This window comes from Marinobacter sp. 1_MG-2023 (assembly GCF_030549045.1).
Classification (GTDB): Bacteria; Pseudomonadota; Gammaproteobacteria; order Pseudomonadales; family Oleiphilaceae; genus Marinobacter.
The window spans coordinates 463,034-485,756 of record NZ_JAUOST010000001.1; the positions used below are offsets into that span (position 1 = coordinate 463,034).

Below are 22,723 nucleotides of genomic sequence, written 5' to 3' on the forward strand. Positions count from 1 at the left end.
CCGATGAGCGAGCAAAACTATAACCCTGAAAAGGGGTATGTTGCCTTACTTGGCTGGAGCCTCAACGCCGTAGAAGCCGCTGATAAATTTGATCGGCGCTATGTCGTGGTTGCACCGGACTGGGCAGAACCCTACTGCAAAGAACACGACATCCCCTACGTACCCTGGAATTTCGAGCGACTGAACGATCGCTCGGTCGAGATTGCTCAAACCCTCAAAGACATGGGGGTCGATGTTTCCATCCCGTTGTTCGAAGAAACTGTTGAATGGGCCGGCGCTATCAACTCGGTGTTGATGGACAAGCCACGCCTGTTTGGCCAGGCCATGTTGCTGAGAGACAAGGCACTGATGAAGCGCCGCGCGCAGCTTGGTGGCATTCGGGTGGGTATTTTCGAAGAGGCCCACGACAAGGGTGATGTCATCCGCTTTCTGAAGCGCGTTAACCAGACATTGTTGAAGCTCGATGGCGACCCTAACGACCCGATTCACCTGAAAGCCTTTGATAAGGCTGGCTGTCTTGGCCACAGAGTAATCCGCACCCCTGACGAAGTAGATTCCATCCCGGATGAAGAGTTTCCCGTGCTCATGGAATCACACCTTGATGGCTGGGAGTTTGCGGTAGAGGCGTGGATTCATAACGGTAAAATCGCCTTTCTGAACATCTCCGAGTACGTCACGCTTGGCTATTCCGTTTTTGTGCCAGCGACGCCGGATCTCGAAAAGTATCGTGACCAGATTCGCAGTGAAATAGAAAAACTGATCAAGACCTTTGATATAGATTTCGGTTTTGTTCATCCGGAATATTTCGTGACCAGTGACAGCACCATGTACTTTGGTGAAGTGGCCTATCGCCCGCCCGGGTTCAAGGTTTTCGAGTTGCTTGAGAAAGCCTACGGCTTCAACGCGTATCAGGGCCTGATTCTTTCATTCGACCCCAAGACCACGCCCGAAGAAATCGAAGCCTTCTTCCCGACAGAGGTGGTGGATGCCAAGGGCTACGCGGGTTGCTTTGGCGTGTACCCACGGCGCAGGGTTGTCAGCAAGCTCGAAATTCCCGAGGAAACCGAGAATCACGAGTATTTCGAATCCCATGAATTGACCCCTCCGCTCGAGGAAACGGTGACCAAGCGCACGGCGTTCGGCACTCACTGGGGCCTGGTGTACTTCTTCGGTGAGGATCCCTACGTAATGCGTGATCTCCTGAAACATCAGGAAGATCTGGATTTCTATGTATAATCTGGCGATGCATCAACAACTATAGGGCCTGGTACAGGCCCTGAGGAACATCGTTTGAATGATCAGCAATCGGGCAATGTGTTCCCCGTTGTGAATCTGGACAAGTTGGCGACAAGGCTGGATGAGGCAGTCCGGATTCTGGAAGAGAGCCGGTCTTTTTCCAAGCCTGGCAAGCTACCGCCGGTATTTGATCTTGTTCGCAGGATACTTATGCAGCCGGAAGGCTGCGCAGTGATTGAGGCGCGTGCGGAGCGGCTTGAGGCGTCAGGTGTGTTTGCCGGTACAGACTGGGCGGAACCGGCCATCCTGCTGCCGGCATTAACCACATACTCGCTACAAAGCCAGAATACTGACACGGTGGTTGTCGAGGCGCTCAGCGAGCTCCGGCTGCTGGCCGTTGCCCGGGGGGCCTATCAGCACCCCACAGTGTCTGCCGAGCAGGCGCACCACTACCTGACTCAGGTTCTTGCGATTAACCTCGGGCTGTTGTTCGGTATGACCGGTGAAGCTGAGCGGGAGCAGGGGCGGCTTGCGCTGATCAGCCAGCATGTTGTGAAGCATGTAGCCCAGCATATTGGTTACGAACACGTTATCGATAGCCTGATCGAAGAAATCTGGCGGATTCTGCAGCAGCGGCCCATTCAGGTGGCTGACGTGCGCAAGATGATCACTCAGATCGCCATTTGCAGAGCCGAACCAGATGCTGATCTCGGCAGTGCAGGGCGGGGCGCCGACCGTCTCATCTCCAGTCTCTACGGCCCTACCCGGGGATGCAGCGAAGACCCGGGGACCGTGGTGTACCAGCAGCGCCTGGAGTCTATGGATTCCCAGACATTGCAGAACGAAGCCACCGGATTCGCCCGCTCCATGCACGATACCGGTCTGGTCTCGCCTTATCATGCAACCTTCGTCAGTTTCATTCTGGAGAGTCACGATAACCTGCTCAGCGAAGCCCTGGGTCTTTCCAGCACGGGGCGTGACTGCCTGATGTGTTACCGGGAACTGGTGTACACCCTGATCACTGAGGGTGTTTTCCCGGAAACAGCTCAAGGTTTATATGGCTTGGCACTCTTGCTGGAACGGGGCATTCTCTATCAACCTCCTGTCGCACCCGCGCTTTGGCGTCAGGCCCGGCTGAACCTTTGCCCGCAAGCGCGTGAGCGCCTGCAGCTTGCCTACGGCTATCAGCCCCAGGCCGCGGCCTGGCTGATACAGGGGGTGCTGAATATGCTGGGGCAACCCTTGGGCGTTGGCCAGGGAAACAATCCGACCTGTCAGTCAGCCCGGGCATTGTCCATGTGGGCCTACAACGATCCGGACTATCTGTTGCAGATGGTGGCATGGGCTGCTCGTGACAACGAAATTGTCATGCATTTTGAGGGTCAGCCCGTGTCCTCGGCGGACAGTCTGGGCGGCGTGGCTTCAGAAGTAACCCTTGATCTTGATCCTGTATCACTGGTTGTGGTGCCGCACCTTGACCGGATATATGGCGAGATGGGGCGCATGTGTATCGGCCGTGAAGGCGATCCCCATAGATGGGTAAACCCGGAATTTCACGGCTGGTCTGCAGGGCGAGGTTTTGCCATCAATGTGGATGTGGCTACCGGTAATCTGGATGACCTGGAAGGTTTTATCCGGCATTTCTACGCCAGTTATCACCCCTACTACAACGGCAACCAGCCGCTTATCCACCCTCAGCCTGCGGGCATCGCGGTAACTGACAGGGCGGCACGTTTTATTGGCTGGCATGCCATAACCATTCTTCGGGCGGCCCTGGATCCGGAGGGGGAGATGCGGGTGTATTTCTACAACCCGAACAATGACAGCGGCCAGAGTTGGGGTGATGATGTGCATGTGAGCACGGAAGGCTGCGGCGAAAGATTCGGTGAGGCCTCTCTGCCATTCGAGCAGTTTACCTCCCGGCTTTACATATTCCATTTTGACCCGCTTGAGCGTGGCGAGCCTGCGGAAGTAGGTGATGAAGAGCTGCAGCGGGTAATGGAAAGGGTATACCGCAGCTGGGGTGAACACCGAGTCCCTTCAAAAGAGCTTCAAGCGGAGCCGCCTCAGACCGAGTAAGCTGGTAGTGCGGCCGGCATGTTATGCAGGCCGGTTCGCGCCCCTCAGCATGGCATGCAACAACTCATTGGCGTCAAACTTGGTTAGAGCCTCATTGGCGCCTACCTGATTGGCGTAACTCAGGCTCATCTCGCTGTTCAGTGAGGTGTGCAGAATGATGTAAGGCTGTGTGAGTACGCTATTGTCCCGCACACCGAATGTCAGTTCATAGCCGTCCAGGCCAGGCATCTCAATATCACTCACCAGAATATCAACCGGTTGCCCGCGCTCGTTGTTGTTCAGGAGAACCTGCAGGGCGTCGTCACCGCTGATCGTGACCTGGTAAGAGATATCCTTTGCGTCCAGTGCATCGCACAGCTGTTTACGGGCAACACGGGAATCATCTACCAGCAGAATGTTGAGGGCTTTCAAGGTCTCGCTCTGAACATCAGTAAGTGCGACCTCATCCGGTTCCAGCGAGTCAGGGTAGACGTTTGCCAGCAACAGCTCGACATCCAGCAATTGAATGATATCGCCGTCGGCGTCCAGCAAGCCGGTAATAAAAGCTTTGTCTCCCAGAGCCTTGGGCGGTGCTTTTACCTGCTTCCAGTCTGTTTCGATGATTTTCTGTACGCCGCGCACCAGAAAGCCGGTTTCCTGACGTTGGACATCTGTGATGATGATCGACGACTTCTGGAGTTCTTCCCGGGTTAGAGCCGGATAGCCAACCGCTGCTGCCATATCAATCACCGGTACGGCGGAGCCGCGGAAGCTGGCGGTTCCAACGACGGCATGATGACTGTGTGGAAGCTTTGTCAGTGGCTGGTAAGGCAGTATTTCCCGGACTTTCAGCGTGCCTATCCCGAAAAGCCGAGTGCCTGACAAGCGGAACAGGAGGAGTTTCTGGGATTGTTTGGCTTTGCTGGTCATTACCCGATCCTTGCGAACATGCCCTCCGCGAAAGCGAAAAGCTTTCGCGGAGGTTGGTCAAATACGGTACGGGTTAAAGATAGCAAGCTTAAGGGTTGTTATCACCCGCTGCTATGACAACTTTGGTTACGAATCGTATTCAGCTTCTGTTTGGCACTGCTTGCCCGGTTATCAGATTCTGCTCACGCGCCATGGCGTAGGCTGCTTTGGGGCCGAGCCATAGTGACGGCAGCAGAATCAAAGAAACCGGGATGGCGGTGATCACAATAAACTGCTGAAGCACACTGATCTGGCCTGCTCCCATATACAGAAGAATGGCTGCCATACCCGCCATGGTCAGGCCCCAGAAAGCCCTTACAAAAGTATTCGGCTGGTCGTGGCCAGAACTTACAACTGCAATGGAGTAACTCATGGAATCGCCGGTGGTTGCCACAAAGATTGTGGTAAGCACCAGAATGGCCAGCGCCATAAAGCTACCGCCCGGCAAAGCCTGAGCAACGTTGAGGGTCGCCACGTCGAAGCGGAAGTTGTTCAGCGCCTCTGCCAGATCAATCGCGCCGGTCATCTGGTAATAGATGCCTGAGCCGCCCATTAGGGTGAACCAGATTGTGGTGGCGACGGGGGCCATGACAGCAACGGCCAGGATCATGTCGCGAATGCTTCGGCCGCGGGAAATGCGGGCCACGAAGATCGCCATCAGCGGGGCGTAGCCGATAAACCAGGCAAAGAAGAAAACGGTCCACCACTGCATCCACCAGCCAGGGGCCGTTTCAGCGGTCATGGTCGCCATTTCCATAAAAGAAGAGACGTACTGACCCATGCTCTGGAAATAGGTGTTGGTGAGGAACAGCGTGGGGCCGAAGACGAAAATAATAGCCGCGACCGCCAGGGCCAGAAACACGTTCAGACGGCTCAGGAACTGGATGCCACGGTGAATGCCCGATATTGCCGACGTTACGTAGATAATTGCGAGGCCAACCAGGATGGCCAACTGTGTGGCCAGGCCGTCCGTCAGGCCGAAGAGCTCACTCAGGCCGAAGCTCATCTGGGTAGCAAGGAAACCAACCGGGCCAACGGTACCGGCAACCACGGCAATCACGCAGCAGGCATCAACAACACTGCCCAACCAGCCACTCATAACGCGCTCACCGAATACCGGGTAGAGCAGTGTTCTCGGTTGTAGTGGCTTGCCCTTCACGTAGTGAGCGTGGGCCAACACAATTGCTGCCAGAGTTCCCAGAACCGCCCAGGCCAGAAAACCCCAGTGCATGAACGATTGCGCCATAGCATTGGAGACCGCGGCTGCGGTGCCTGGTTCACTGGTGAAGGCTGGCGGAGTGACTACAAAATGGTAGATAGGCTCGCCCGCAGCAAAGAACACGCCGCCTCCAGCAAGCAATGTGCACATAATGATCGAAAGCCAGCGGAACGTGCTCATCTCGGGCTGATCCAGATTACCAATTTTGGCTTTGGCGGCCGGGGTGCATGCCAGGCCTATTGCGATAAAGAAGGTTGCCAGTAGCAACATCTGGAAATAGGTGCCAAACGTTTTCGCGGTCCAGGCAAAGCCGTTTCCGATAAGGTCGGCGACCGCTGTTATATCAAAAAGTGAGAACCCGACGAATAAAACAATGAAGCCAATGCTGAGAGTCAGTACCACAGGATCGCCAAGCTGAGCGATGGAGTAATCCTCCCCGCGCTTGAGATTTTCATTCTTCATAAAAACTAAACCTTGTATTTGATTACCTTCGTTTGCCTGTGTTGCCTGACAAAACCGTTCGGTTCGAGACTTGCCGCTTTCAGCAGAGCGCGCCTGCTGGAACTGCAATGGATGCGCGCCGGTATCGTCGCTACTGGCGCGGGGGCGAGACCATGCCATAAAGCTGACACTAATACCAAGGTCGTAGCGTAAGTTTTAATACGGAGAGAATCGTTATCGGATGACCGGTTGGAGCGAAGCGCACCTGGTGCATCCTGGCTCAGTGGGCCCCAGTTCATATTTAAGGAGAAGTCTTAACCCTCCATTAACCAGCCTTTGAATAGTATGAACCCAGTCGCTTACCGCAGATTCCGCTGCGCCCGATTGGGTTTTTGTTTATGTGTCGCTTCCCTTGCTTGAAAGTAATACCGATGGCGCTGTTCTGCCTGGCTACTGCCGGCTGCAGTTCGTTGTCCACAAGCCCGGACTATCTGGCCCAGGCGGACTATGATCGTCAGAACCTCGTCTCCTGGTCTGAGCTGGACGCTGGTTCCGAGTCAGCCTATCTGGATGATTTGGTCAGCAGCGGTGATCTGAACGCGCTGATCGCCGAAGCGCGTGCGGCCAACCCGGATCTTGGACAAACACTTTTTTCTCTAGAAATTCTCCGTGCCCAATACCGGGCGACTCAGGCAGACCAACTCCCCGACGTCGAGGCTGGCTTCGGCGCAAATAAAACGGAAGACCTCGACACTTCCTACACCGGAAGCATCAGCGTCAGCTGGGAACTGGATTTGTGGGCGAAGATCTCTGATGAGGCGTCGGCAGCTGCGAGCGATGTCGCCGAACAGCTGGCTCTCTACCAGGCTGCCCGGGATGCGCTCGCAGCCGAGGTTATGCAGGGCTGGTTGAAGCTGGTTAATCTGAACCGGTCCGTTGCTATCGAAGAACAACGAGTAGAACTGCTGGAAAAAAACGAAGAGTGGATTCTTCAGCGCTACCGATCCGGTTTGGGTGACCTTGAGGACCTCGACAGTGCCCAAAGTTCGGCAGCCAGTGCCAGAGCGTCGCTGTTCGCCACTCTGGAATCCCTGCAGCAGCAACAAAGAGCTTTAAACCTGTTGCTAGGCCGGAGCCATGGCAGCACGGCTATCGCAGCCGACTACCCGCAAGTTCTTTTGCCCCTGGCTGACCTTGCCGACCAGACGTTACAGCGCCGACCAGACCTGAAAGCGGCCTATCTGGCCATAGAAGCAAACGACTTTCGTAAGTCTGTTGCCTACAAAGAGATGCTGCCATCGATCAGCCTGGAAGCGGCCCTGAGCGACACAGGAACATCGCCAAGCGAAGCTCTGTTGAGAAATCCGGTGTGGTCATTGCTCGGTCAATTAACGGCGCCTTTGTTTCGTGGCGGTGAGCTTAAAGCCAATGCTGAAGCTGCAGAACTGACCACCGCCAGGAGCTATCAGGCCTACCGGGAAACGCTGCTGAACGCAGTCCAGGAAGTTGAAAATGCGATCGGTCAGGAATCGAGCCTTGCCAAACAGCAGCAGCAGATAGACAGCGCGCTTCTGAGCGCACGCCGCAACTATCAACAGTACCAGCAGAAGTACCGGAATGGCCTGGTTTCTGTACTCGACCTACTCGAAGTGCAGGAGCAGACCTTTGATCTGGAATCACAACTTAACGACTTAATCTACGAGCGTCTGAGCAACCGAATCACACTCGGGCTTGCACTGGGGCTGGGCATCAAGGAGACCGATCAGTCATGATCCGACCATACGCAAAATGGCTTGTTTTGTTGGCCGCCGTTGGCGTGCTGATCAGTGTATTCCTCTATAACAGTCAGAAACTCCGGGAACAGGAAAGTCGGCCTCTGCCGGCGAAAGAGGATAGTGGTATTGCACCGAATGTCGGTGTTATTCCGGCAATAACCGACTCCCATGCCGTCAACGTTGAAGCTTTTGGTGCGGCCAAGTCGCGATATGAAATAACTCTCACTGCCCAGGTTTCCGGCCAGGTCTCTGAACTCGCAAGCGCTTTTGAATCCGGGCGTATCGTGAAAAAAGGCGACCTTCTTTTGACACTGGAAGACAGCGATTATCGTGCTGCGCTTGCCAGCGCAGAAAACGATCTGGCGAGTGCGCAGTTAGATCTTCTTGAGGCCGAAAGAGAAGCGAAGCAGGCAGTTCTGGAGTGGCAGGCTTCCGGAATGACCGGCGAACCGGACTCTCCCTTGGTGCTGCATGAACCTCAAGTAAAGCAAGCTCAAGCGGCGGTCGCTAACGCCGAGGCTGCGGTGGCCAGTGCCGAAAAAGACGTGGCCCAAACCCGTGTCAGAGCGCCTTTTGACGCGCTGGTTGTCAGCCGTACCGTCTCACCGGGCAGTTATCTGCAGGCGGGGAACGATATAGCCGAGCTCTACAGTGCAGACCGTATCGAGATCTCTTTGCCTATATCTCAGCTCGACTGGCAGAAGCTTCCGGATATCGAAGTGTTGGACAAAGGCGAGTGGCCGGTAAGCCTGTTTTCCGTTGAAACCGGGCAGCAATGGCACGGTTATATCCAGCGCACGGAACTGCACCTGGATGATACAACCCGGCAGCAGTCAGTGATCGCAGCTTTAGAACGGCCACTGGAGCAGGCCGACATGCTAGCGCCCGGCGCTTTCCTCCGGGCAGAAATCAAAGGCCGTGAACTGAGCGACCTCTGGCGTCTGCCTTCGTCTTCACTCAGCCAGCGAGGCGAAGTCTGGTATGTAGACAATGGCGTTCTGGCCAGGTTCTCCGCAGACCCGGTTGCCAGTGATGAGCAGGCTATCTATATCCGCCCACCGGCCTCGCTTTATGGCCAAACCGTGAACGTGCTGACCCATCCATTGAGCACCTACATGCCAGGTATGGCCGTTAATCCAGTGGAGGCATCCGATGACTGATCAAAGCTGGAACAAGGGGATCATACCCTGGTTTGCCAAAAACCCGGTTGCGGCAAACCTTCTGCTGATTCTGGTGATTGGCCTTGGTGTTCTCCAGGTGGGAGACCTCCGAAAAGAAGCATTCCCGAGCACGGAACCGGACAGCATTAGTGTCTCTGTTACCTACGACAGTGGCTCAGCCCAGCAGTCGGAAGAAGGGCTGGCCATCAAGATTGAAGAACAACTGGAAGATGTTAATGGCATTAATGACATCACCAGTACGTCGACTGCCAGCGGTTCAACAGTCACAGTTGAAAAGCAGAGCGATTACGACCTGGATGTATTGTTGCGAGACGTCAAAAATAAAGTGGATGCTATTTCAACCTTCCCGGCTGACGCCAAGAGCCCGGTTATTGAAAAAGCGGAACGTGAGGAGCACTCGCTCTGGTTGCAGCTCCATGGCGAAACAGACCGTCACACATTGCAGCAACTGGCCGAAGAGCTGAAATCTGACCTGCTTGCCAAGGCTGACATCAACCGTGTAAGCAAATCCGGTTGGCTTGACCCCATGATGTCGATAGAGATCGATGAGGGGCGTTTACAGGCCTACGGTTTGTCACTGTCCGATGTCGAGGATGCGATCAATCAGGGGTCATCCAGCACGATGACGGCGGTCCTGAAAAATGAACAGGTCTACCTGCAATTGAAAGCCTCGCAACAGGCTTACCTTAAAGAAGAATTTGCTGCCATTCCTCTGATCACAAACAGTGATGGCGTGATTGTCTCCCTGGGTGATCTCGCTTTCATTAACGATACCTACGACGATGATACTGCTGTGTTGTCCCGCTTTGCCGGCGAGAACAGTGTTGCCCTGCAGGTAATCACCACCGGCCTGGATGACATCACCGAGACGGTGGAAGCCGCTAAACAGGTGATCGAAGAATGGCATGGCAACGGAAATCTGCCTCAGGGTGTAGAACTCACCAGCTGGTATGATCGCAGTAGCTCCATAAGTGAACGCTTGGATCTGCTCGTCACCAATGCACTGAGTGGCATTGTGATGGTGTTCATTCTTCTGGCCCTGTTCCTGAATCTGACGGTGGCGTTCTGGGTCTCCATGGGGCTTCCCTTTATCTTCTTCGGAACGCTGTACTTCATGGGCGACCGATTTGCCGGGCTCTCCCTTAATGAGTTCACTACATTTGGTTTTATCATGGCCCTGGGAATTGTCGTGGACGATGCCGTGGTTGTGGGCGAAAGCGTTTACACCGTGCGCAAACAGGAGGGCGACACCCTTCGCAACACCATTCGGGGCACCCTGCGGGTGGCTGTGCCGACACTTTTTGGCGTTTTTACCACGGTGGTGGCCTTTTATTCTCTGTCGAATCTCAGCGGCAAACTGGGGCAGATCTACGCCCAGTTCGCGGCTGTGGTTACCATTTGTCTGTTGTTGTCCATTGTCGAATCCAAGCTTATTCTGCCGGCCCACCTGGCACACTTGAATACCCATCGCAGAGCCAGTCGAAACCCGCTCCTTGAGATATGGCGACGTATCCAGCATGGAGCAGATTCCGGCCTTCAGTGGTTCAACGACAGGGTCTATAAAGCTGTGATCGACTGGGCGCTCGCCTACCGGTATGCCGTTTTGGTTTTATTCCTTGCCCTGTTTGCGCTGGTCATGGCCATGCCTTTCAACGGTGCCGTTCGAACCAGCTTCTTTCCGGACATTCCGGGGGATACGATTCGGGCCAACATCACCATGGAAACCGATGCCAGCTTTGGCTTGACGCATTCCGCTCTGCTTTCACTGGAGCAACTAGCGCATCAAATTGATGAGCAGCTCGTTGAGCGTGCCAATAGCGATGTGCAGACCGGCATTGCTAATCTGCAGGTTCTCTCCGAGAGTGACCAGGCGGGAACAGTGACGGTCGAGCTCGCATCAGACGCTCCTTATGACATCACCACCTTTTCCAACCAGTGGAAACTCAGCGGCGGTCTGGCCGAAGGTGTAAAAACCCTCAGCGTCGCCAGCCGGCCCGGGATGGTAGACGCACTCCGTATTGAGTTGCGGGCCTCCGATGATGGTGTGCTGACTGCGGCCGGCCGTGATATCAAGGAGCAGCTATTAACAATTCCGGCAATCAGTGGTATCGAAGATAACATCGAAGCCAGCCAGCCCCGTCTGCTCCTGGAACTCAACCCGCAGGGCAAAGCCCTGGGATTGAGCACCGACACCCTGGCCCAACAGGTCCTTCAAGCCTTCAGTGGCCAGGTAGTTCAACGCTTTCAGCGCAATAACGACGAAGTGGAAGTTAAAGTCCGCTACCCCGAAGACGCCCGGGAAAACCCTACTGATGTGCTGAACGCCAACATCCGCACCGACGAGGGTACGGTGCTTCCTTTGTCCAGTGTTGCCACAGTGACCTACGGCTACTCCCGGGATACCATCACCCGCATTGACGGCAAGCGGGCACTCTATCTCTCCGCCGACGTGGACAAGGACATTCTGTCGGCTTCGGAACTGGTGGCTGGTCTCCAACAGGATCTGGTTCCGGAGCTGGAGCGCCAATACCCCGGGCTCGATATCAGTTTTGCCGGGGAAGCGGAGCAGCAGGCAGAAACCCAGAATTCCATGGTGCACGTGTTCATGATCGCCATGCTGGTCATCTACATGCTGTTGGCAATCCCTCTGAAATCCTATGTCCAGCCTGTATTGATCATGACTGCGATTCCTTTCGGAATTGTCGGGGCCATCCTTGGCCATTGGATGAATGATCTGTCCATCAGTATTCTGTCCCTGAATGGGATTATTGCTCTCAGTGGCGTCGTGGTGAATGACAGTCTTTTGCTGGTATCCCGTTACAATGAATTGAAACCCGATGCCGATCACCAAATTGAAGCAATCAGTAAAGCCTGCAGGAGCCGTCTCCGAGCCGTGTTACTAACATCATTCACTACGTTTGCGGGCCTCTACCCATTGCTGTCAGAAACATCAGCTCAGGCCCAGTTCCTGATACCGGCGGCTGTCGCATTGGGGTACGGGATCATGTTTGCAACGGTGATTACCTTGATTCTGATTCCCGTTCTGGTGGCGATTCAGCACGATGTGGTCGAGCGATTCACAGATGTCCGCAACTGGTTTACCGTGAGAGCAGATAAAAATGAGGCAGATCCATGCTGAAATTGTTATTGGCAGAAGACGATTTGGACCTTGCCCAGACACTGGTGCAATACCTGGAGCTGGAGGGGTTCATCTGTGACCACGTCAGCAATGGCATAGCCGGGCTAAACCTGATCAAACAAAATAGCTACGATGTCCTGTTGCTCGATATCAACATGCCTCGTCTGGACGGACTTGGCCTTTGCCAGCTTATAAGGGAGCAGGGAAACGATATCCCCGTATTGATGTTGACAGCTCTTGGCCAGCTTGATGACAAGTTACTGGGGTTTAATGCTGGTACCGATGACTATCTGATCAAACCCTTTGAGATGGAAGAGTTGTTGGCGAGGGTGCGTGCACTGTCGCACCGGCGTAGTGGCCAGGTCCGCAAACTCACTTGTGGTGAATTGCAGATGAACCTCAGTGAGAAAAGTTTGCTACGAAACGGTCAGGCCCTGAAATTGTCGCCCACCGGGTGGCGCTTGCTTGAATGCCTGATGCGCGCCTCACCATCTCCAGTAACCCGTGAGGCGTTGATGGACGCCGCCTGGGGAGACGATCACCCTGACAGCAACAGCCTGAAAGTTCACATGTATAACCTTCGCAAGGCTGTCGACGGCTCCTTTTCCGAGTCGCTTCTGCACACCATCAGCGGAGTTGGCTTTGCCATCAGGCCGCCCGGAACAGGCAAGACGAATGTTTAAAACCAGGATTAGCCTCAGGGCACTTCTTATATCGTCCTTCCTGGCGTTGGGTCTCATCCTGGTCCTCGCCTATTCGCTGGTCTCAAAGGAGCACTTCATTCGGGGACTGGATGCGGCGATGGCCACTAATATGGAAAAGACCGCCCGCACTTTCAGCGAGGTAATAGGCCCGGGCCAGAGAGAGCAGGCCAGAGAGTTCAGTGGTTTTGACGTCGCGATGCAGTGGGCCAGTTTACCCGCCTATGCCCTTGAAGCCTTTCCCGGTGGGCCGGGCGAACCCGGTCAGTTGCTGAAAAAAGAAGGCAGCAGCTGGTTCAGCCGCCCGAGCTTTGTCATCTTTGCAATGCGCTACGAAACCGCGAGCGGTCCACTTTACCTGAGCCAGAAACTCACGCCTCCAGCAGCATCGGAGTTGCTACCTCAAGCTGCCCGGCAAAACCGATTGCTCACGCTAACGGTCAGTATCCTGGTGATTGGGTTTATTTTGACTGTTGGCTGGCTTCTATTGAGGCATGTATCCCGCCCCATGGCCGCACTGAGAGCCTGGACCCACTCCCTGAACAACGACAAACTTTCCCAACCGGTGCCGGATTTTTCGTATCCCGAGCTCAACGAAATGGCGGAACTCATCCGTAACAGTCTTTCCACGGTTGAGCAGGCACTGGACCGTGAACGGCGGTTTCTCAAACATGCGAGCCATGAGCTGCGGACACCCATAAGTACGATCCGCTCCAATATCGAGCTACAACGAAAGCTGACTCAGAAAAGGGAAAAGTACGAGGACGAGAAGAGCATTGTGGATCGCATCGACCGCGCCAGCCTGACGATGAAGCACCTTACCGAAACGCTGCTCTGGCTGAATCATGAGCCGGATACGCCGCTTCAGAGTGAAGCCGTCGATCTGCCGGGGCTGATACGGGAACTGGCTGGTGAAATGTCATATCTTCTGGCCGGAAAGCCCGTGACCACCGAGATTAGTACCTCCTCGTACAGCTGCACAGTACCTTTGGTGCCGGCACGTATCATTCTCGGCAATCTGATTCGGAACGCCTATCAGCACTGCTGGGAGGGGACCGTTGTTATCGATCAGCAAGAAGGTAGAGTTACGATTAGCAATCCGGTAGAACCGGATGCGCAAAACCAGTCCCCGGTATCGTCAGAAAACACGGGTTATGGTCTGGGCTTGGAACTGACAACAACCCTCAGTCAAAGGATCGGATGGCATTACACAGCAAAGCGTGAGGGTAACTATCATCGCGTTGTTGTCGAAACTGAAACCAGTCGCGACAGCTAGCAGGTATTTGCAATTCACGTGGAGGCCTGTGGACCACCAGTAATTGTCCGTGCAAGAAAAAGCCCCGACTGGCGGGGCTTTTGGAGAGGTTTTGATATTCGGGTAGTTCCCGGGAAATCTGAATTTGGTGGAGACGGCGGGAATTGAACCCGCGTCCGCCAGCACTATGCCTTGAGATCTACATGTTTATGTCCTTCTATTGATTTAACCTCAAGCGACCCGAAGGCCAGGGTGCAAGAGGCGAGTTCTTTAAATCTTAGCCGCTAGCCAGTGAACTCTGGATAACGGAGCATCCCGTAAGCGATGACGTCCTGAGATGTAGCTCTGGGCTACGGGCGACCCAGTCAGGACGACTAGCAGCTTACGCTGCTAGTGCGTAGTTTTCGTCGTTTGCGACTATTGCATTGCAGCTTTGGATTAACGAGATTCGCTGCCATCTCGACATGCACCCAAGGGTTCGCCACCAGCGTCGAAGCCATGTCGTCCCCTTACTCACAGTATATGTGGGCGTCTCGCCCGACTTCAAGGCCTCTTTATTGCTGTTTTGAATAAAACTGCTGTGTACTTTTTTTCCCGGCGGCTCTGTCTATCTTCAGCCTGCCTTTCGTTACTTGCTTTTGTGTCTGCCGGCAAGGGCCGCGTGGCTCAGGGCTTTAAAGCTATCACGGAAGTAATTCATCACGGCATTCGGGTCTGCGTGAATGGCTTTGTCGACGGTAATGCCAAATTGCACGGTGCCAGCGTAGCTGAAAATGCTCATACCTATGCCGATGTTTCCGCTCTGGGGCACCCAGAACATGGGCTGGGTAACCTTGCTTCCTGCCAGATAGAGGGCTTCTTTTGGCCCTGGCACGTTGGTGAGAACGGCAGACGCTTTGTTGCTCAGGAGTTCCAGTGCCCGTCGTTCGAGAATGTCGGGGCCGCGACCGAACAAATCAAGGAGGCTGTAAGTTACTTGAGCCTGGTACGACTGTTTTAGCTGGTTCATGTTTTTCTGAACCTGTTGAAAACACATCAAGGGATCCAAGACTTCCGCCGGCAGCGTTACCAGAACCAGGCCAAACTTGTTGCCCAGAATTTCAATAGGCTGATTGAGAGGCCGCAGGTTGAACGGAACAGCGACACGGATTCCGTTGTCAGGAATCGCTTCTTTATGGGCCGCAAAATGTCGTTGCAAGGCTCCGGTGACGGTACACAAAAGCACGTCATTAATGGTGCCGCCCAGGGCCTTGGAGCAGGCTTTTACTTCGGCAAGATCCAGTGGGTCTGCCCAGGCCACCTGTTTGCGCCCCGAAAGAGGCTCCTTTAATCCGGTTTTCGGCTCAAAGGGGGCGAGACCCAGTTTTAAGAGGTCTAAAGCGACACCGCTGGCGGTCGAGGCCAGTTTGATGGGGTAATTGGGTTGTTCCCGCATGGATTGCACGAGCAGTCGGGCCTGGCTTGTCGCAGCCTGTGCGCTGTCGACGACACTGTGAAGCAATTTCTGGATTGAGGACTTTTCATTGGCCTTTGAGGGGTGGCTCGATACGACCTTTCTTGGCCTGGGGTCTGGCGATTTGTCTGTGAGGGATAGCATAACCCGAACCAGCGAGATGCCATCCGCAATGCAATGGTGTATTCGGACCAGCAGGGCACTGCCGCCCTCGTAGTTGTCAATATAATGCATTTGCCATAGTGGCCGCCGGAAATCCAGCGCAGAGCTGTTCATATCACTGGCTAATTTCTGGAGCTCGGCTTTATCGGCTTTACCGGGTAGCGCAATCTGGTGGAGGTGGTTATCCAGGTCGAACAGAGGGTCGTCCTGCCAGTAGGCTTTGTCTCCTGTGTCCACAACCCGTTGACGGAATCGGTTGAAGCGCAGAAACCTTTCCTCAATCGTGCGTTTGAGGCGGTTCATGGGAATGGAGTGTTCAAGGGTGAGAACGCCGCAAATCATCATGGGGTTCTCAGGTGTATCCATTCGCAACCAGGCGCGATCGACAGCAGACATGGGTATTTGAGTTGTTGGCATACGCCCTCCCTCTGCGGAGCACCGGTTATTGCGGTATAGGCGGCAATAAAAAAGGTGCATAAAGGGCAAGTATGCGACACAAAGGGGCCGGGGCCCATGACGCTGGTCAGAAAAGCGCCACTTAAAATTTACGGTCAGGCGTTGGCATCTCGCATGATGCGCTGCTTTTGCCGATTCCAGTCCCGCTCTTTCTCGGTTGCGCGCTTGTCGAAGAGCTTCTTGCCTTTCACCAGGGCAATTTCGCACTTCACTTTGTTCTTTTTCCAGTACAGTGCAAGAGGTACGCAGGTTTGGCCGGCCTGGCTGGTTTCTCCAATGAGCTTGGCCAGTTCTTTGGCATGCAGCAAAAGCTTGCGGGTTCGGGTTGGGTCCGCGATCACATGAGTGGAGGCTGCGGTAAGGGGCTGGAAGTGACCGCCCAGCAGGAAGGCCTCGCCATCTTTCAGCAATACATAGGCGTCGGTGATCTGGGCTTTGCCGGCGCGCAGAGATTTTACTTCCCAGCCGAGAAGGACAAGGCCCGCCTCAAAGCGTTCTTCTATGTGGTATTCGTGTTTCGCCTTTTTGTTAAGGGCGATGGTGCTACTCGGCGTACCGGGTTTTTTCTTGCTCATGAATCAGTTATCCGGGTTCGGACGAATTAACGGGCCGACCGGTTGTAGGTCGGCAAAAAGCGCATTGTAGCTCAGGAGTGCCAGACTGGTCACGAAATCGCCTTCAAAGACACTGCAGGCTCGTGCCTGACGGAGTCCTTCGGCTACACTGTCTGGCCAGACTCTTTCAGAGGCGAAAATGTCTACGCCTTATCAGATAGATATCGGGTCATTTACCCGTAAATCAACCTTCTTCTGGGCCGCAGTCGGTGCAACTGTCGGTCTGGCTAACCTGTGGCAGTTTCCTTACCTGGCGAGCTTGCATGGGGGTGGGTTGTTTATTCTGCTGTATCTCGGCTGCCTGTTGCTGGTCACTCTGCCCTTGATGGTTACCGAAGCTTCCATTGGCCGCTATGCCCGCCACGGCATTGTACTGGCGATGGATGGTCTGATTCGCAGGGCCAAAAGTTCAAGAGCCTGGATGGCTGCGGGCAGGTTCAGCATATTGGCCGCCTTTCTCGTGTTGTCGTTTACCGCAGTTTTTGGAGCAATAGCGCTGGCCTATGTTTTTTTCGGCGCTACCGGACGGTTTGCGGGCACGGGCCAGGGTGAGGCTACCGACATTCTGGCCAGGCTGGTTTCCGACCCAAAAGCGTACCGTGGGTTCATGGGTTGGCATGTTTTCTTTCTGGTCATGGTGCTGTGGGTGTCCGGACAAGGTGTGGTTGGGGGCCTGGAGCGTGCATTCAGAATCGTAGTGCCGGGCACTTTGATACTATTGCTCGCACTATTTGGTCTGGCTGTATGGCACGGCAGGATTGATGGCGCTATCAGCCAGATTCTGCAAATGCACCCGCAGGATCTTTCCTGGGCCAGCCTTCGTGCTGCGCTGTTTCATGCGTTTTTTACGCTGGGTCTGGGGATGGGAGTGTGGGCGGTTTTGGGCGCTTACACCACGCCGGACACACGCTTGAAACGCTCTATTCTGGCGGTTGTCTTGATGGACACGCTGGTGGCGATTCTGGCCGGGCTGATGATCTTTTCTATGGCCACGGAAAGTAACGTTTTTGATGGCGAGCGAGGGTTCAGCCTGCTGTTTGTTTCGCTTCCGGTTACGCTTGCAGGCCTCCCTGCCAGTCAGTTTGTTATTGCGACTGTTTTTCTTATGGTTGTAATGATTGTATGGGCGACTGCCCTGGCTTTGCTGGAGCCCATTGTTGGTTGGCTTCGTGAATGGACAGGTGCGCCCCGGGGGTTGTCTGTGGTTCTTGTTGGCCTCGCGGTCTGGGCCGCGGGGCTGGCGTCGTTGTTATCGTTCAATCTCTGGACGGAATACCGGCTCGGCGGCGCCACGATTTTTCGCTGGCTGGAACTGATCACCGGTGGATTGGTGATTCCATTGGTGGCGACGCTCATCGCTCTTTTCACTGGGTGGTGCCTGACGCGAAACCTCTCGAAAACCATGCTTGGAGCAGCACCAAAGCTTTTCGGCGAAATCTGGTTTTGGGTTATGCGGCTGGTTTTACCTCTGGTTGTTGTCTATATCGGTATTCATTACACCGCAGCCTCGCTGGTAAGCTTGTGCGATAACGGTAGTCGCGCGTTCTGGTGTGAGCCAGCTCCGGGTATGGTTTTACAGGAGGGGAGTGGCGCCTCACCCGAGGCGGGCGATGTTGGTGAGCATGCTACGGTTGATGCAGGGGAAAGCGGGAAGCCAGAAGAGGCGCTTCCTGCAGAAAAGGTACCTGCAAGCGAGCATAGCGAACGGCAAACTCCCCCTGAAAATGCCCCTAAGGATGACGATATCCTTTATCATAGCGTCTGAGTGTCAGCCATGCTGGCCTTATGATGTCTGCAATCATTATTAAAGCGTGTTTGTAAGCAGGACAACCGGTTCCAATGCCCCATCAGATCGATAAAACAGCCCTTGTTATGCACTCCGCCGAGCGCATGTTTCACCTGGTCAATGATATTGCCCGTTACCCTGAGTTTCTTCCCTGGTGTGCGGGTGCGGAGATTCACCAGCAAAGTACAGAGCAGATTATGGCTTCGCTGGAGATTGCCCGCGGTGGCGTCCGGCACACGCTTACCACGCGTAACCAGCTGCTTATGCCGGAAGCGATCGAAATGAATCTGGTAGACGGACCTTTTCGTAATCTCACGGGGCGCTGGCACTTCAAGGCACTTGATGAGAATGCCTGCAAGGTGATCCTTACGCTGGAATTTGAATTTTCAGGCAGATTGTCGCGCATGACCTTCGGGCCGGTGTTCAATCAGGCAGCGACTACCATGGTAGATGCTTTCTGTCGTCGCGCCGATCACATCTATAAGGGAGGCGCCTGATGCCAAAAGTTGAAGTGGCTTACGCGCGGCCAGACAAGCAGGAGATTATCCCTGTCCAGGTGCCTGAGGGCGCAACTGCCCTTGAGGCGGTGAAGCAGTCTGGTATTACTGCAATTTTCCCGGAAATTGATGCTGACTCGATCGATATGGGGATATTTGGCAAGGTTATAAAAAAACCGGATCTTCACGAGCTGCGCGAAGGGGATCGGGTAGAATTGTACCGTCCACTCCAGATTGACCCGAAACAGGCACGCCTGAACCGGGCCAAAAAGAAGCCGGTGGCAGATCAGTAGGCCGGTGTTTCGTCCAGAAGCTGAGCTTCATAGTGGGAGTAACTGTCACCCTCGTAATACACGATAATGCGTTGCTCTTCGATGAAGCCGCCGCGGCGCTGGAAGGTATACACGTAATACTCGCGCGAAGGATCGACCGGGTTGAGCATCAGGGGGCTGCCGAGTAGCGCCTGAACCTGGCTGCGGGGCATTCCTTCGTTGAGTTTTGTCAGCTCTTCATCGGTAACTATGTTGCCTTGCTGGACGTTGATCTTGTATACACCCGGGAACGAACAACCGGACAGAATAAGTGTAAGAATGAGAGCTGTGAGCTTTTGCATCGCCGGAGGAAATCCTCTATCTTGAAATCGCCTGCCAAGGGCAGGTGTGGCACGGGTTAACCGTTAAATGGCGGCTTCATCATACCGGAAGCCGTGAGGCACACCAAAGAGTGAATAGTAACATGGCATCTGAAAACGCCGAACTACGAAAAGTCGGTCTCAAAGTAACTCTGCCAAGAGTAAAAATCTTCAACATTCTGGAAAGCGCCAAGGACCATCACCTCAGCGCTGAGGACGTCTACAAGCGACTCCTGGATCAGGGTGATGATGTGGGGCTAGCCACTGTGTACCGGGTATTGACCCAGTTTGAGACAGCTGGCCTGGTATTGCGTCATAACTTTGAAGGCGGCCACGCAGTGTTCGAAATGGCGGGTGAAGATCACCACGATCACATGGTTTGTACCCAGACAGGGCAAGTGATCGAGTTTGTTGATGAGGTGATTGAGGCGCGTCAGCAGAAAATTGCGAAAGAGCATGGCTACGAAATTGTCGAGCACAGCCTGATTCTTTACGTTAAGCCCATTAAATCTTAAGTGCACAGCTTTTAGCAGATGAAGAGAAAAAAGGGGCAGGCCGTGAAGCCTGCCCCAACAGCTCTCAGGGTCGAGAGGGGGAATTAATGGTTCCCATCACTTCAGTGATGAGTCGCCTGTCCTTTGGAAAACATTTCTGTGGCGTGGGCAATGGTATGCTCGGTCATATCTACGCCGCCCAGCATTCTTGCAACCTCACTGATTCTTCCCTTGTCATCCAGGGATTCGATCTTCGAGAAAGTCGCTTCCTGGCGAGTGAATTTACTGACGAACAAATGCTGGTGGCACTGGGCCGCAACCTGCGGCAAGTGCGTTACGCAGATCACCTGGCCGTTATCCCCAAGAGACCTTAGTAGTTTACCAACGACCTCTGCGGTGCCTCCGCCTATACCTACGTCGACTTCGTCAAATATCAGAGTCGGAGTTGTCGATGTTTGTGCAACCACTACCTGAATCGCCAGGCTGATTCGTGACAGTTCTCCCCCGGAAGCAACCTTGGCCAGTGGTCGTGCCGGTTGTCCCGCGTTAGCACTAACGAGGAACTCTACTTCTTCCAGGCCGTGTGGCGCTGGTTCGTCCTGGCTGTTGCGGTGAAGCTGTGTAATGAACTGCACCGCCGGCATGCTTAGCTGAACCAGTTCGCTGGCAATGCGCTGATCCAGTTCCAGGGCTGCTTTGGCCCGGGCTTCGGAAAGCTCGCCAGCCAGTTTGTCGAAACTTTTGCGTTGGATTTCCAGCTCTGCCTCAAGTTTTTCCAGGCTACCTTCGCCGCCATCAAGCTCCGCTAACTCCGCGCTTAACCGTTCGTGAAACTCTGGTAGTTCTTCCGGGTTGATGCGGTGTTTGCGGGCCATCTGGTAAATGGCGCTGAGCCTCTCTTCAACGTCTGCCAAGCGCGCGGGATCTGCTTCATAGTCATCCACGAAATGACGGAGGTTGTCGCCCGCTTCGCTGATCTGGATCTGGGCCTCATTGAGCATCTGGATTGTGTCGGCCAGCGCGGGGATCGCAACAGGAAGTTGTTCCAGTTGCTGTAATGCCTGGCGAACGAGACCTGCTGCGCTGGTTTCATCTTCTGTGCACAGAAGTGCTGCCTGATGGCTGCTGTGCATAATTGCATCGGCCTGACTCAGTTGCTCCTGCTCTTGCTCCAGCTGCTTTTGCTCGCTGCTTTCAAGTGCCAGGCGGTCGAGCTCTTCAACCTGGTAGCGTAGAAGTTGCAGTCTGGCTTCAGATTCTTCTGCATTCTGCTGACGCTCGGCCAGCTTTCCGCGAATCTGGTTCCAGGATTTCCACGCTTCGCGGGTCTGGCTGGCGAGGTCTTCTGCGCCTGCAAACTCGTCGACTAACTTGCGGTGTGTTTCTTTGCGCAGGAGCGATTGATGCTGGTGCTGGCTGTGAATGTCCATCAGCAGCCCGCCCAGGTCTTTCAGGTGGCCGAGAGGGCAGGGCTGGCCGTTAATATAGGCCCGTGAGCGCCCATCTTTACTGATTACGCGGCGTAAAATGCAGTCGCTCTCGTCATCCAGTTCATGGCTTTCCAGCCATTGCAGGGCCTCGGAGATCCCTGAAACGTCAAATGTCGCGGTGATGTCTGCGCGTTTTGCGCCATGCCGTACAGTTCCTGCATCAGCTCGTCCGCCCATGGCAAGCCCCAGAGCATCCAGCACAATAGATTTGCCTGCACCGGTTTCGCCGGTGAGGGCTGTCATGCCTTTACCGAATTGTAGTTCTACCCTTTCGGCAATCGCGTAATTGGAAACCGTTAGCTGTGTAAGCATGCAGAAAACCTCCGCCTTCAAAAGATACTGTTTGAACATACAGTAACTGTGAATATATACAGGGATTTTGATGTTTGCAAACACACGGATGAGATTTTCTTCGGGAATGCAGGCTTTGATGGTTGAAACCTCAGCGGTGGGCCCCATATTCCTTCGCAATACATTCTTCCGGCTCTGCGGGGCTGGAGCCTATGTTCAATAGGTCGCGTTTAAACCGACCTCCGAAGATCTGGCAGGAGTAGTCATGAGTACCGACGAAAACCGCAATGAGCAGGTGGACGAACTGAATGAGGCTGCGGAAGCGGCTGCCGAGGAAGCTCAGGATATCGAGCAAGGTGAGGAGTCCGAGCTGGAAGCGTTGAAGGCGCAGGTTCAGGACTCGCAGGAGCAGATGCTGCGCATGCAGGCCGAGATGCAAAACGTGCGTCGTCGCGCCGAGATGGATGTTGAGAAAGCGCACAAGTTTGCGTTGGAAAAATTCGTCAAAGAGCTGTTGCCTGTGGCCGACAGCCTTGAGAAGGCCGTTGAGAGCACGGAAGGCAAGGAGAATGCCGGTGATTTGGTGGCGTCTATTCGCCAGGGTGTCGAAATGACGCTAAGCCTGCTCGAATCGAGCCTGAAAAAGTTCAACGTCGAGCCGTTGAATCCGGTTGGTGAACCGTTCGATCCTCAACAACATGAGGCTATGTCCATGGTGCCGGCACCGGACGCCGAACCGAATAGCGTGGTGGCTGTGGTGCAAAAAGGCTACCTGCTGAATGGGCGCGTGGTACGGCCGGCAATGGTTATGGTGGCGAAGGCTCAGGATGCACCAAAAATTGATGAGCAGGCTTGAAAAATCAGCCGAAGCGCCA

The 22,723-nt window shown here is 54.5% G+C and carries 18 protein-coding genes and 1 other RNA gene; 12 read left to right on the plus strand and 7 right to left on the minus strand.

What is annotated here, in order from left to right; translation table 11 throughout:
* The first annotated feature begins 3 nt into the window (after nt 1–3).
* A complete protein-coding gene (locus Q4606_RS02125; protein ID WP_303606517.1) occupies nt 4–1,236 on the plus strand; it encodes an acetyl-CoA carboxylase biotin carboxylase subunit family protein in 1,233 nt (410 codons plus the stop codon).
* 54 nt (nt 1,237–1,290) lie between these two features.
* Nucleotides 1,291–3,315 carry a hypothetical protein gene (locus Q4606_RS02130; protein ID WP_303606518.1) on the plus strand — a complete coding sequence of 675 codons (2,025 nt, stop codon included), beginning with the start codon at nt 1,291–1,293 and terminating at the stop codon, nt 3,313–3,315.
* A 21-nt stretch (nt 3,316–3,336) separates the two neighbouring features.
* Here Q4606_RS02130 and Q4606_RS02135 read toward each other — a convergent pair whose 3' ends face one another.
* Both Q4606_RS02135 and Q4606_RS02140 read right to left on the minus strand, forming a co-directional pair.
* Entirely contained in the window at nt 3,337–4,224 is an 888-nt protein-coding gene (locus Q4606_RS02135; RefSeq protein ID WP_303606519.1) for a chemotaxis protein, read from the minus strand.
* A 139-nt stretch (nt 4,225–4,363) separates the two neighbouring features.
* Nucleotides 4,364–5,944: a BCCT family transporter gene (locus Q4606_RS02140; RefSeq protein WP_303606520.1), complete on the minus strand. Its 1,581-nt coding sequence runs from the start codon at nt 5,942–5,944 to the stop codon at nt 4,364–4,366.
* A 410-nt stretch (nt 5,945–6,354) separates the two neighbouring features.
* On the opposite strand from Q4606_RS02140, the gene Q4606_RS02145 reads away from it, so the two are divergent.
* The 5 genes from Q4606_RS02145 to Q4606_RS02165 are packed head-to-tail and all read left to right on the plus strand — an operon-like array spanning nt 6,355 to nt 13,995.
* On the plus strand, nt 6,355–7,695 hold the full coding sequence (locus tag Q4606_RS02145) for a TolC family protein (RefSeq protein ID WP_303606521.1): 1,341 nt from the start codon (nt 6,355–6,357) through the stop codon (nt 7,693–7,695).
* Nucleotides 7,692–8,858: an efflux RND transporter periplasmic adaptor subunit gene (locus tag Q4606_RS02150; RefSeq protein ID WP_303606522.1), complete on the plus strand. Its 1,167-nt coding sequence runs from the start codon at nt 7,692–7,694 to the stop codon at nt 8,856–8,858. The genes Q4606_RS02145 and Q4606_RS02150 overlap by 4 nt, the downstream gene beginning before the upstream one ends.
* Nucleotides 8,851–12,018, plus strand: coding sequence for an efflux RND transporter permease subunit (locus tag Q4606_RS02155; RefSeq protein ID WP_303606523.1), 3,168 nt, complete (start codon nt 8,851–8,853; stop codon nt 12,016–12,018). Before Q4606_RS02150 ends, Q4606_RS02155 begins: the two co-directional genes overlap by 8 nt.
* Nucleotides 12,012–12,701, plus strand: a complete 690-nt coding sequence (locus Q4606_RS02160) for a response regulator transcription factor (RefSeq protein ID WP_303606524.1) — start codon at nt 12,012–12,014, stop codon at nt 12,699–12,701. Before Q4606_RS02155 ends, Q4606_RS02160 begins: the two co-directional genes overlap by 7 nt.
* Nucleotides 12,694–13,995, plus strand: a complete 1,302-nt coding sequence (locus Q4606_RS02165; RefSeq protein ID WP_303606525.1) for a HAMP domain-containing sensor histidine kinase — start codon at nt 12,694–12,696, stop codon at nt 13,993–13,995. The genes Q4606_RS02160 and Q4606_RS02165 overlap by 8 nt, the downstream gene beginning before the upstream one ends.
* 125 nt (nt 13,996–14,120) lie before the next feature.
* Here the strand turns inward: Q4606_RS02165 and ssrA are convergent.
* The 3 genes from ssrA to smpB all read right to left on the minus strand — a co-directional run bounded on the left by ssrA (nt 14,121) and on the right by smpB (nt 16,620).
* Nucleotides 14,121–14,483, minus strand: a transfer-messenger RNA (tmRNA) gene (ssrA, locus tag Q4606_RS02170).
* A gap of 119 nt (nt 14,484–14,602) precedes the next feature.
* Nucleotides 14,603–16,006, minus strand: coding sequence for a wax ester/triacylglycerol synthase family O-acyltransferase (locus Q4606_RS02175; RefSeq protein ID WP_303606526.1), 1,404 nt, complete (start codon nt 16,004–16,006; stop codon nt 14,603–14,605).
* Between the two features lie 134 nt (nt 16,007–16,140).
* Nucleotides 16,141–16,620, minus strand: coding sequence for an SsrA-binding protein SmpB (gene smpB, locus Q4606_RS02180; RefSeq protein WP_303596818.1), 480 nt, complete (start codon nt 16,618–16,620; stop codon nt 16,141–16,143).
* Between the two features lie 178 nt (nt 16,621–16,798).
* Here smpB and Q4606_RS02185 point away from each other — a divergent pair, with 178 nt between their 5' ends.
* The 3 genes from Q4606_RS02185 to Q4606_RS02195 all read left to right on the plus strand — a co-directional run bounded on the left by Q4606_RS02185 (nt 16,799) and on the right by Q4606_RS02195 (nt 19,235).
* Nucleotides 16,799–18,424, plus strand: coding sequence for a sodium-dependent transporter (locus Q4606_RS02185; protein ID WP_303606527.1), 1,626 nt, complete (start codon nt 16,799–16,801; stop codon nt 18,422–18,424).
* A 74-nt stretch (nt 18,425–18,498) separates the two neighbouring features.
* Nucleotides 18,499–18,942 carry a type II toxin-antitoxin system RatA family toxin gene (locus Q4606_RS02190; protein WP_303596816.1) on the plus strand — a complete coding sequence of 148 codons (444 nt, stop codon included), beginning with the start codon at nt 18,499–18,501 and terminating at the stop codon, nt 18,940–18,942.
* Nucleotides 18,942–19,235 carry an RnfH family protein gene (locus tag Q4606_RS02195; protein WP_303606528.1) on the plus strand — a complete coding sequence of 98 codons (294 nt, stop codon included), beginning with the start codon at nt 18,942–18,944 and terminating at the stop codon, nt 19,233–19,235. The genes Q4606_RS02190 and Q4606_RS02195 overlap by 1 nt, the downstream gene beginning before the upstream one ends.
* Here the strand turns inward: Q4606_RS02195 and Q4606_RS02200 are convergent.
* Nucleotides 19,229–19,555 (minus strand): outer membrane protein assembly factor BamE, encoded by a 327-nt coding sequence (locus Q4606_RS02200; RefSeq protein WP_303596814.1) that lies wholly within the window; start codon nt 19,553–19,555, stop codon nt 19,229–19,231. The genes Q4606_RS02195 and Q4606_RS02200 overlap by 7 nt on opposite strands.
* 122 nt (nt 19,556–19,677) lie before the next feature.
* Here Q4606_RS02200 and fur point away from each other — a divergent pair, with 122 nt between their 5' ends.
* Entirely contained in the window at nt 19,678–20,088 is a 411-nt protein-coding gene (gene fur / locus Q4606_RS02205; protein WP_303596813.1) for a ferric iron uptake transcriptional regulator, read from the plus strand.
* Nucleotides 20,089–20,189: 101 nt separating this feature from the next.
* On the opposite strand, the gene recN is transcribed toward fur, so the two are convergent.
* Nucleotides 20,190–21,869, minus strand: coding sequence for a DNA repair protein RecN (gene recN / locus Q4606_RS02210; RefSeq protein ID WP_303606529.1), 1,680 nt, complete (start codon nt 21,867–21,869; stop codon nt 20,190–20,192).
* Between the two features lie 244 nt (nt 21,870–22,113).
* Here recN and grpE point away from each other — a divergent pair, with 244 nt between their 5' ends.
* The gene (grpE, locus tag Q4606_RS02215; protein WP_303596811.1) at nt 22,114–22,704 is read left to right on the plus strand and encodes a nucleotide exchange factor GrpE; all 591 of its coding nucleotides are present in this window, start codon (nt 22,114–22,116) and stop codon (nt 22,702–22,704) included.
* Nucleotides 22,705–22,723 lie beyond the last annotated feature (19 nt).

Coding starts and splice junctions, on each gene's coding strand:
- Q4606_RS02125 (WP_303606517.1), top strand. CDS start 4: ATGAGCGAGCAAAACTATAACCCTGAAAAGGGGTATGTTGCCTTACTT.
- Q4606_RS02135 (WP_303606519.1), bottom strand. CDS start 4,224: ATGACCAGCAAAGCCAAACAATCCCAGAAACTCCTCCTGTTCCGCTTG.
- Q4606_RS02140 (WP_303606520.1), bottom strand. CDS start 5,944: ATGAAGAATGAAAATCTCAAGCGCGGGGAGGATTACTCCATCGCTCAG.
- Q4606_RS02145 (WP_303606521.1), top strand. CDS start 6,355: ATGGCGCTGTTCTGCCTGGCTACTGCCGGCTGCAGTTCGTTGTCCACA.
- Q4606_RS02150 (WP_303606522.1), top strand. CDS start 7,692: ATGATCCGACCATACGCAAAATGGCTTGTTTTGTTGGCCGCCGTTGGC.
- Q4606_RS02155 (WP_303606523.1), top strand. CDS start 8,851: ATGACTGATCAAAGCTGGAACAAGGGGATCATACCCTGGTTTGCCAAA.
- Q4606_RS02160 (WP_303606524.1), top strand. CDS start 12,012: ATGCTGAAATTGTTATTGGCAGAAGACGATTTGGACCTTGCCCAGACA.
- Q4606_RS02165 (WP_303606525.1), top strand. CDS start 12,694: ATGTTTAAAACCAGGATTAGCCTCAGGGCACTTCTTATATCGTCCTTC.
- Q4606_RS02175 (WP_303606526.1), bottom strand. CDS start 16,006: ATGCCAACAACTCAAATACCCATGTCTGCTGTCGATCGCGCCTGGTTG.
- smpB (WP_303596818.1), bottom strand. CDS start 16,620: ATGAGCAAGAAAAAACCCGGTACGCCGAGTAGCACCATCGCCCTTAAC.
- Q4606_RS02185 (WP_303606527.1), top strand. CDS start 16,799: ATGTCTACGCCTTATCAGATAGATATCGGGTCATTTACCCGTAAATCA.
- Q4606_RS02190 (WP_303596816.1), top strand. CDS start 18,499: ATGCCCCATCAGATCGATAAAACAGCCCTTGTTATGCACTCCGCCGAG.
- Q4606_RS02195 (WP_303606528.1), top strand. CDS start 18,942: ATGCCAAAAGTTGAAGTGGCTTACGCGCGGCCAGACAAGCAGGAGATT.
- Q4606_RS02200 (WP_303596814.1), bottom strand. CDS start 19,555: ATGCAAAAGCTCACAGCTCTCATTCTTACACTTATTCTGTCCGGTTGT.
- fur (WP_303596813.1), top strand. CDS start 19,678: ATGGCATCTGAAAACGCCGAACTACGAAAAGTCGGTCTCAAAGTAACT.
- recN (WP_303606529.1), bottom strand. CDS start 21,869: ATGCTTACACAGCTAACGGTTTCCAATTACGCGATTGCCGAAAGGGTA.
- grpE (WP_303596811.1), top strand. CDS start 22,114: ATGAGTACCGACGAAAACCGCAATGAGCAGGTGGACGAACTGAATGAG.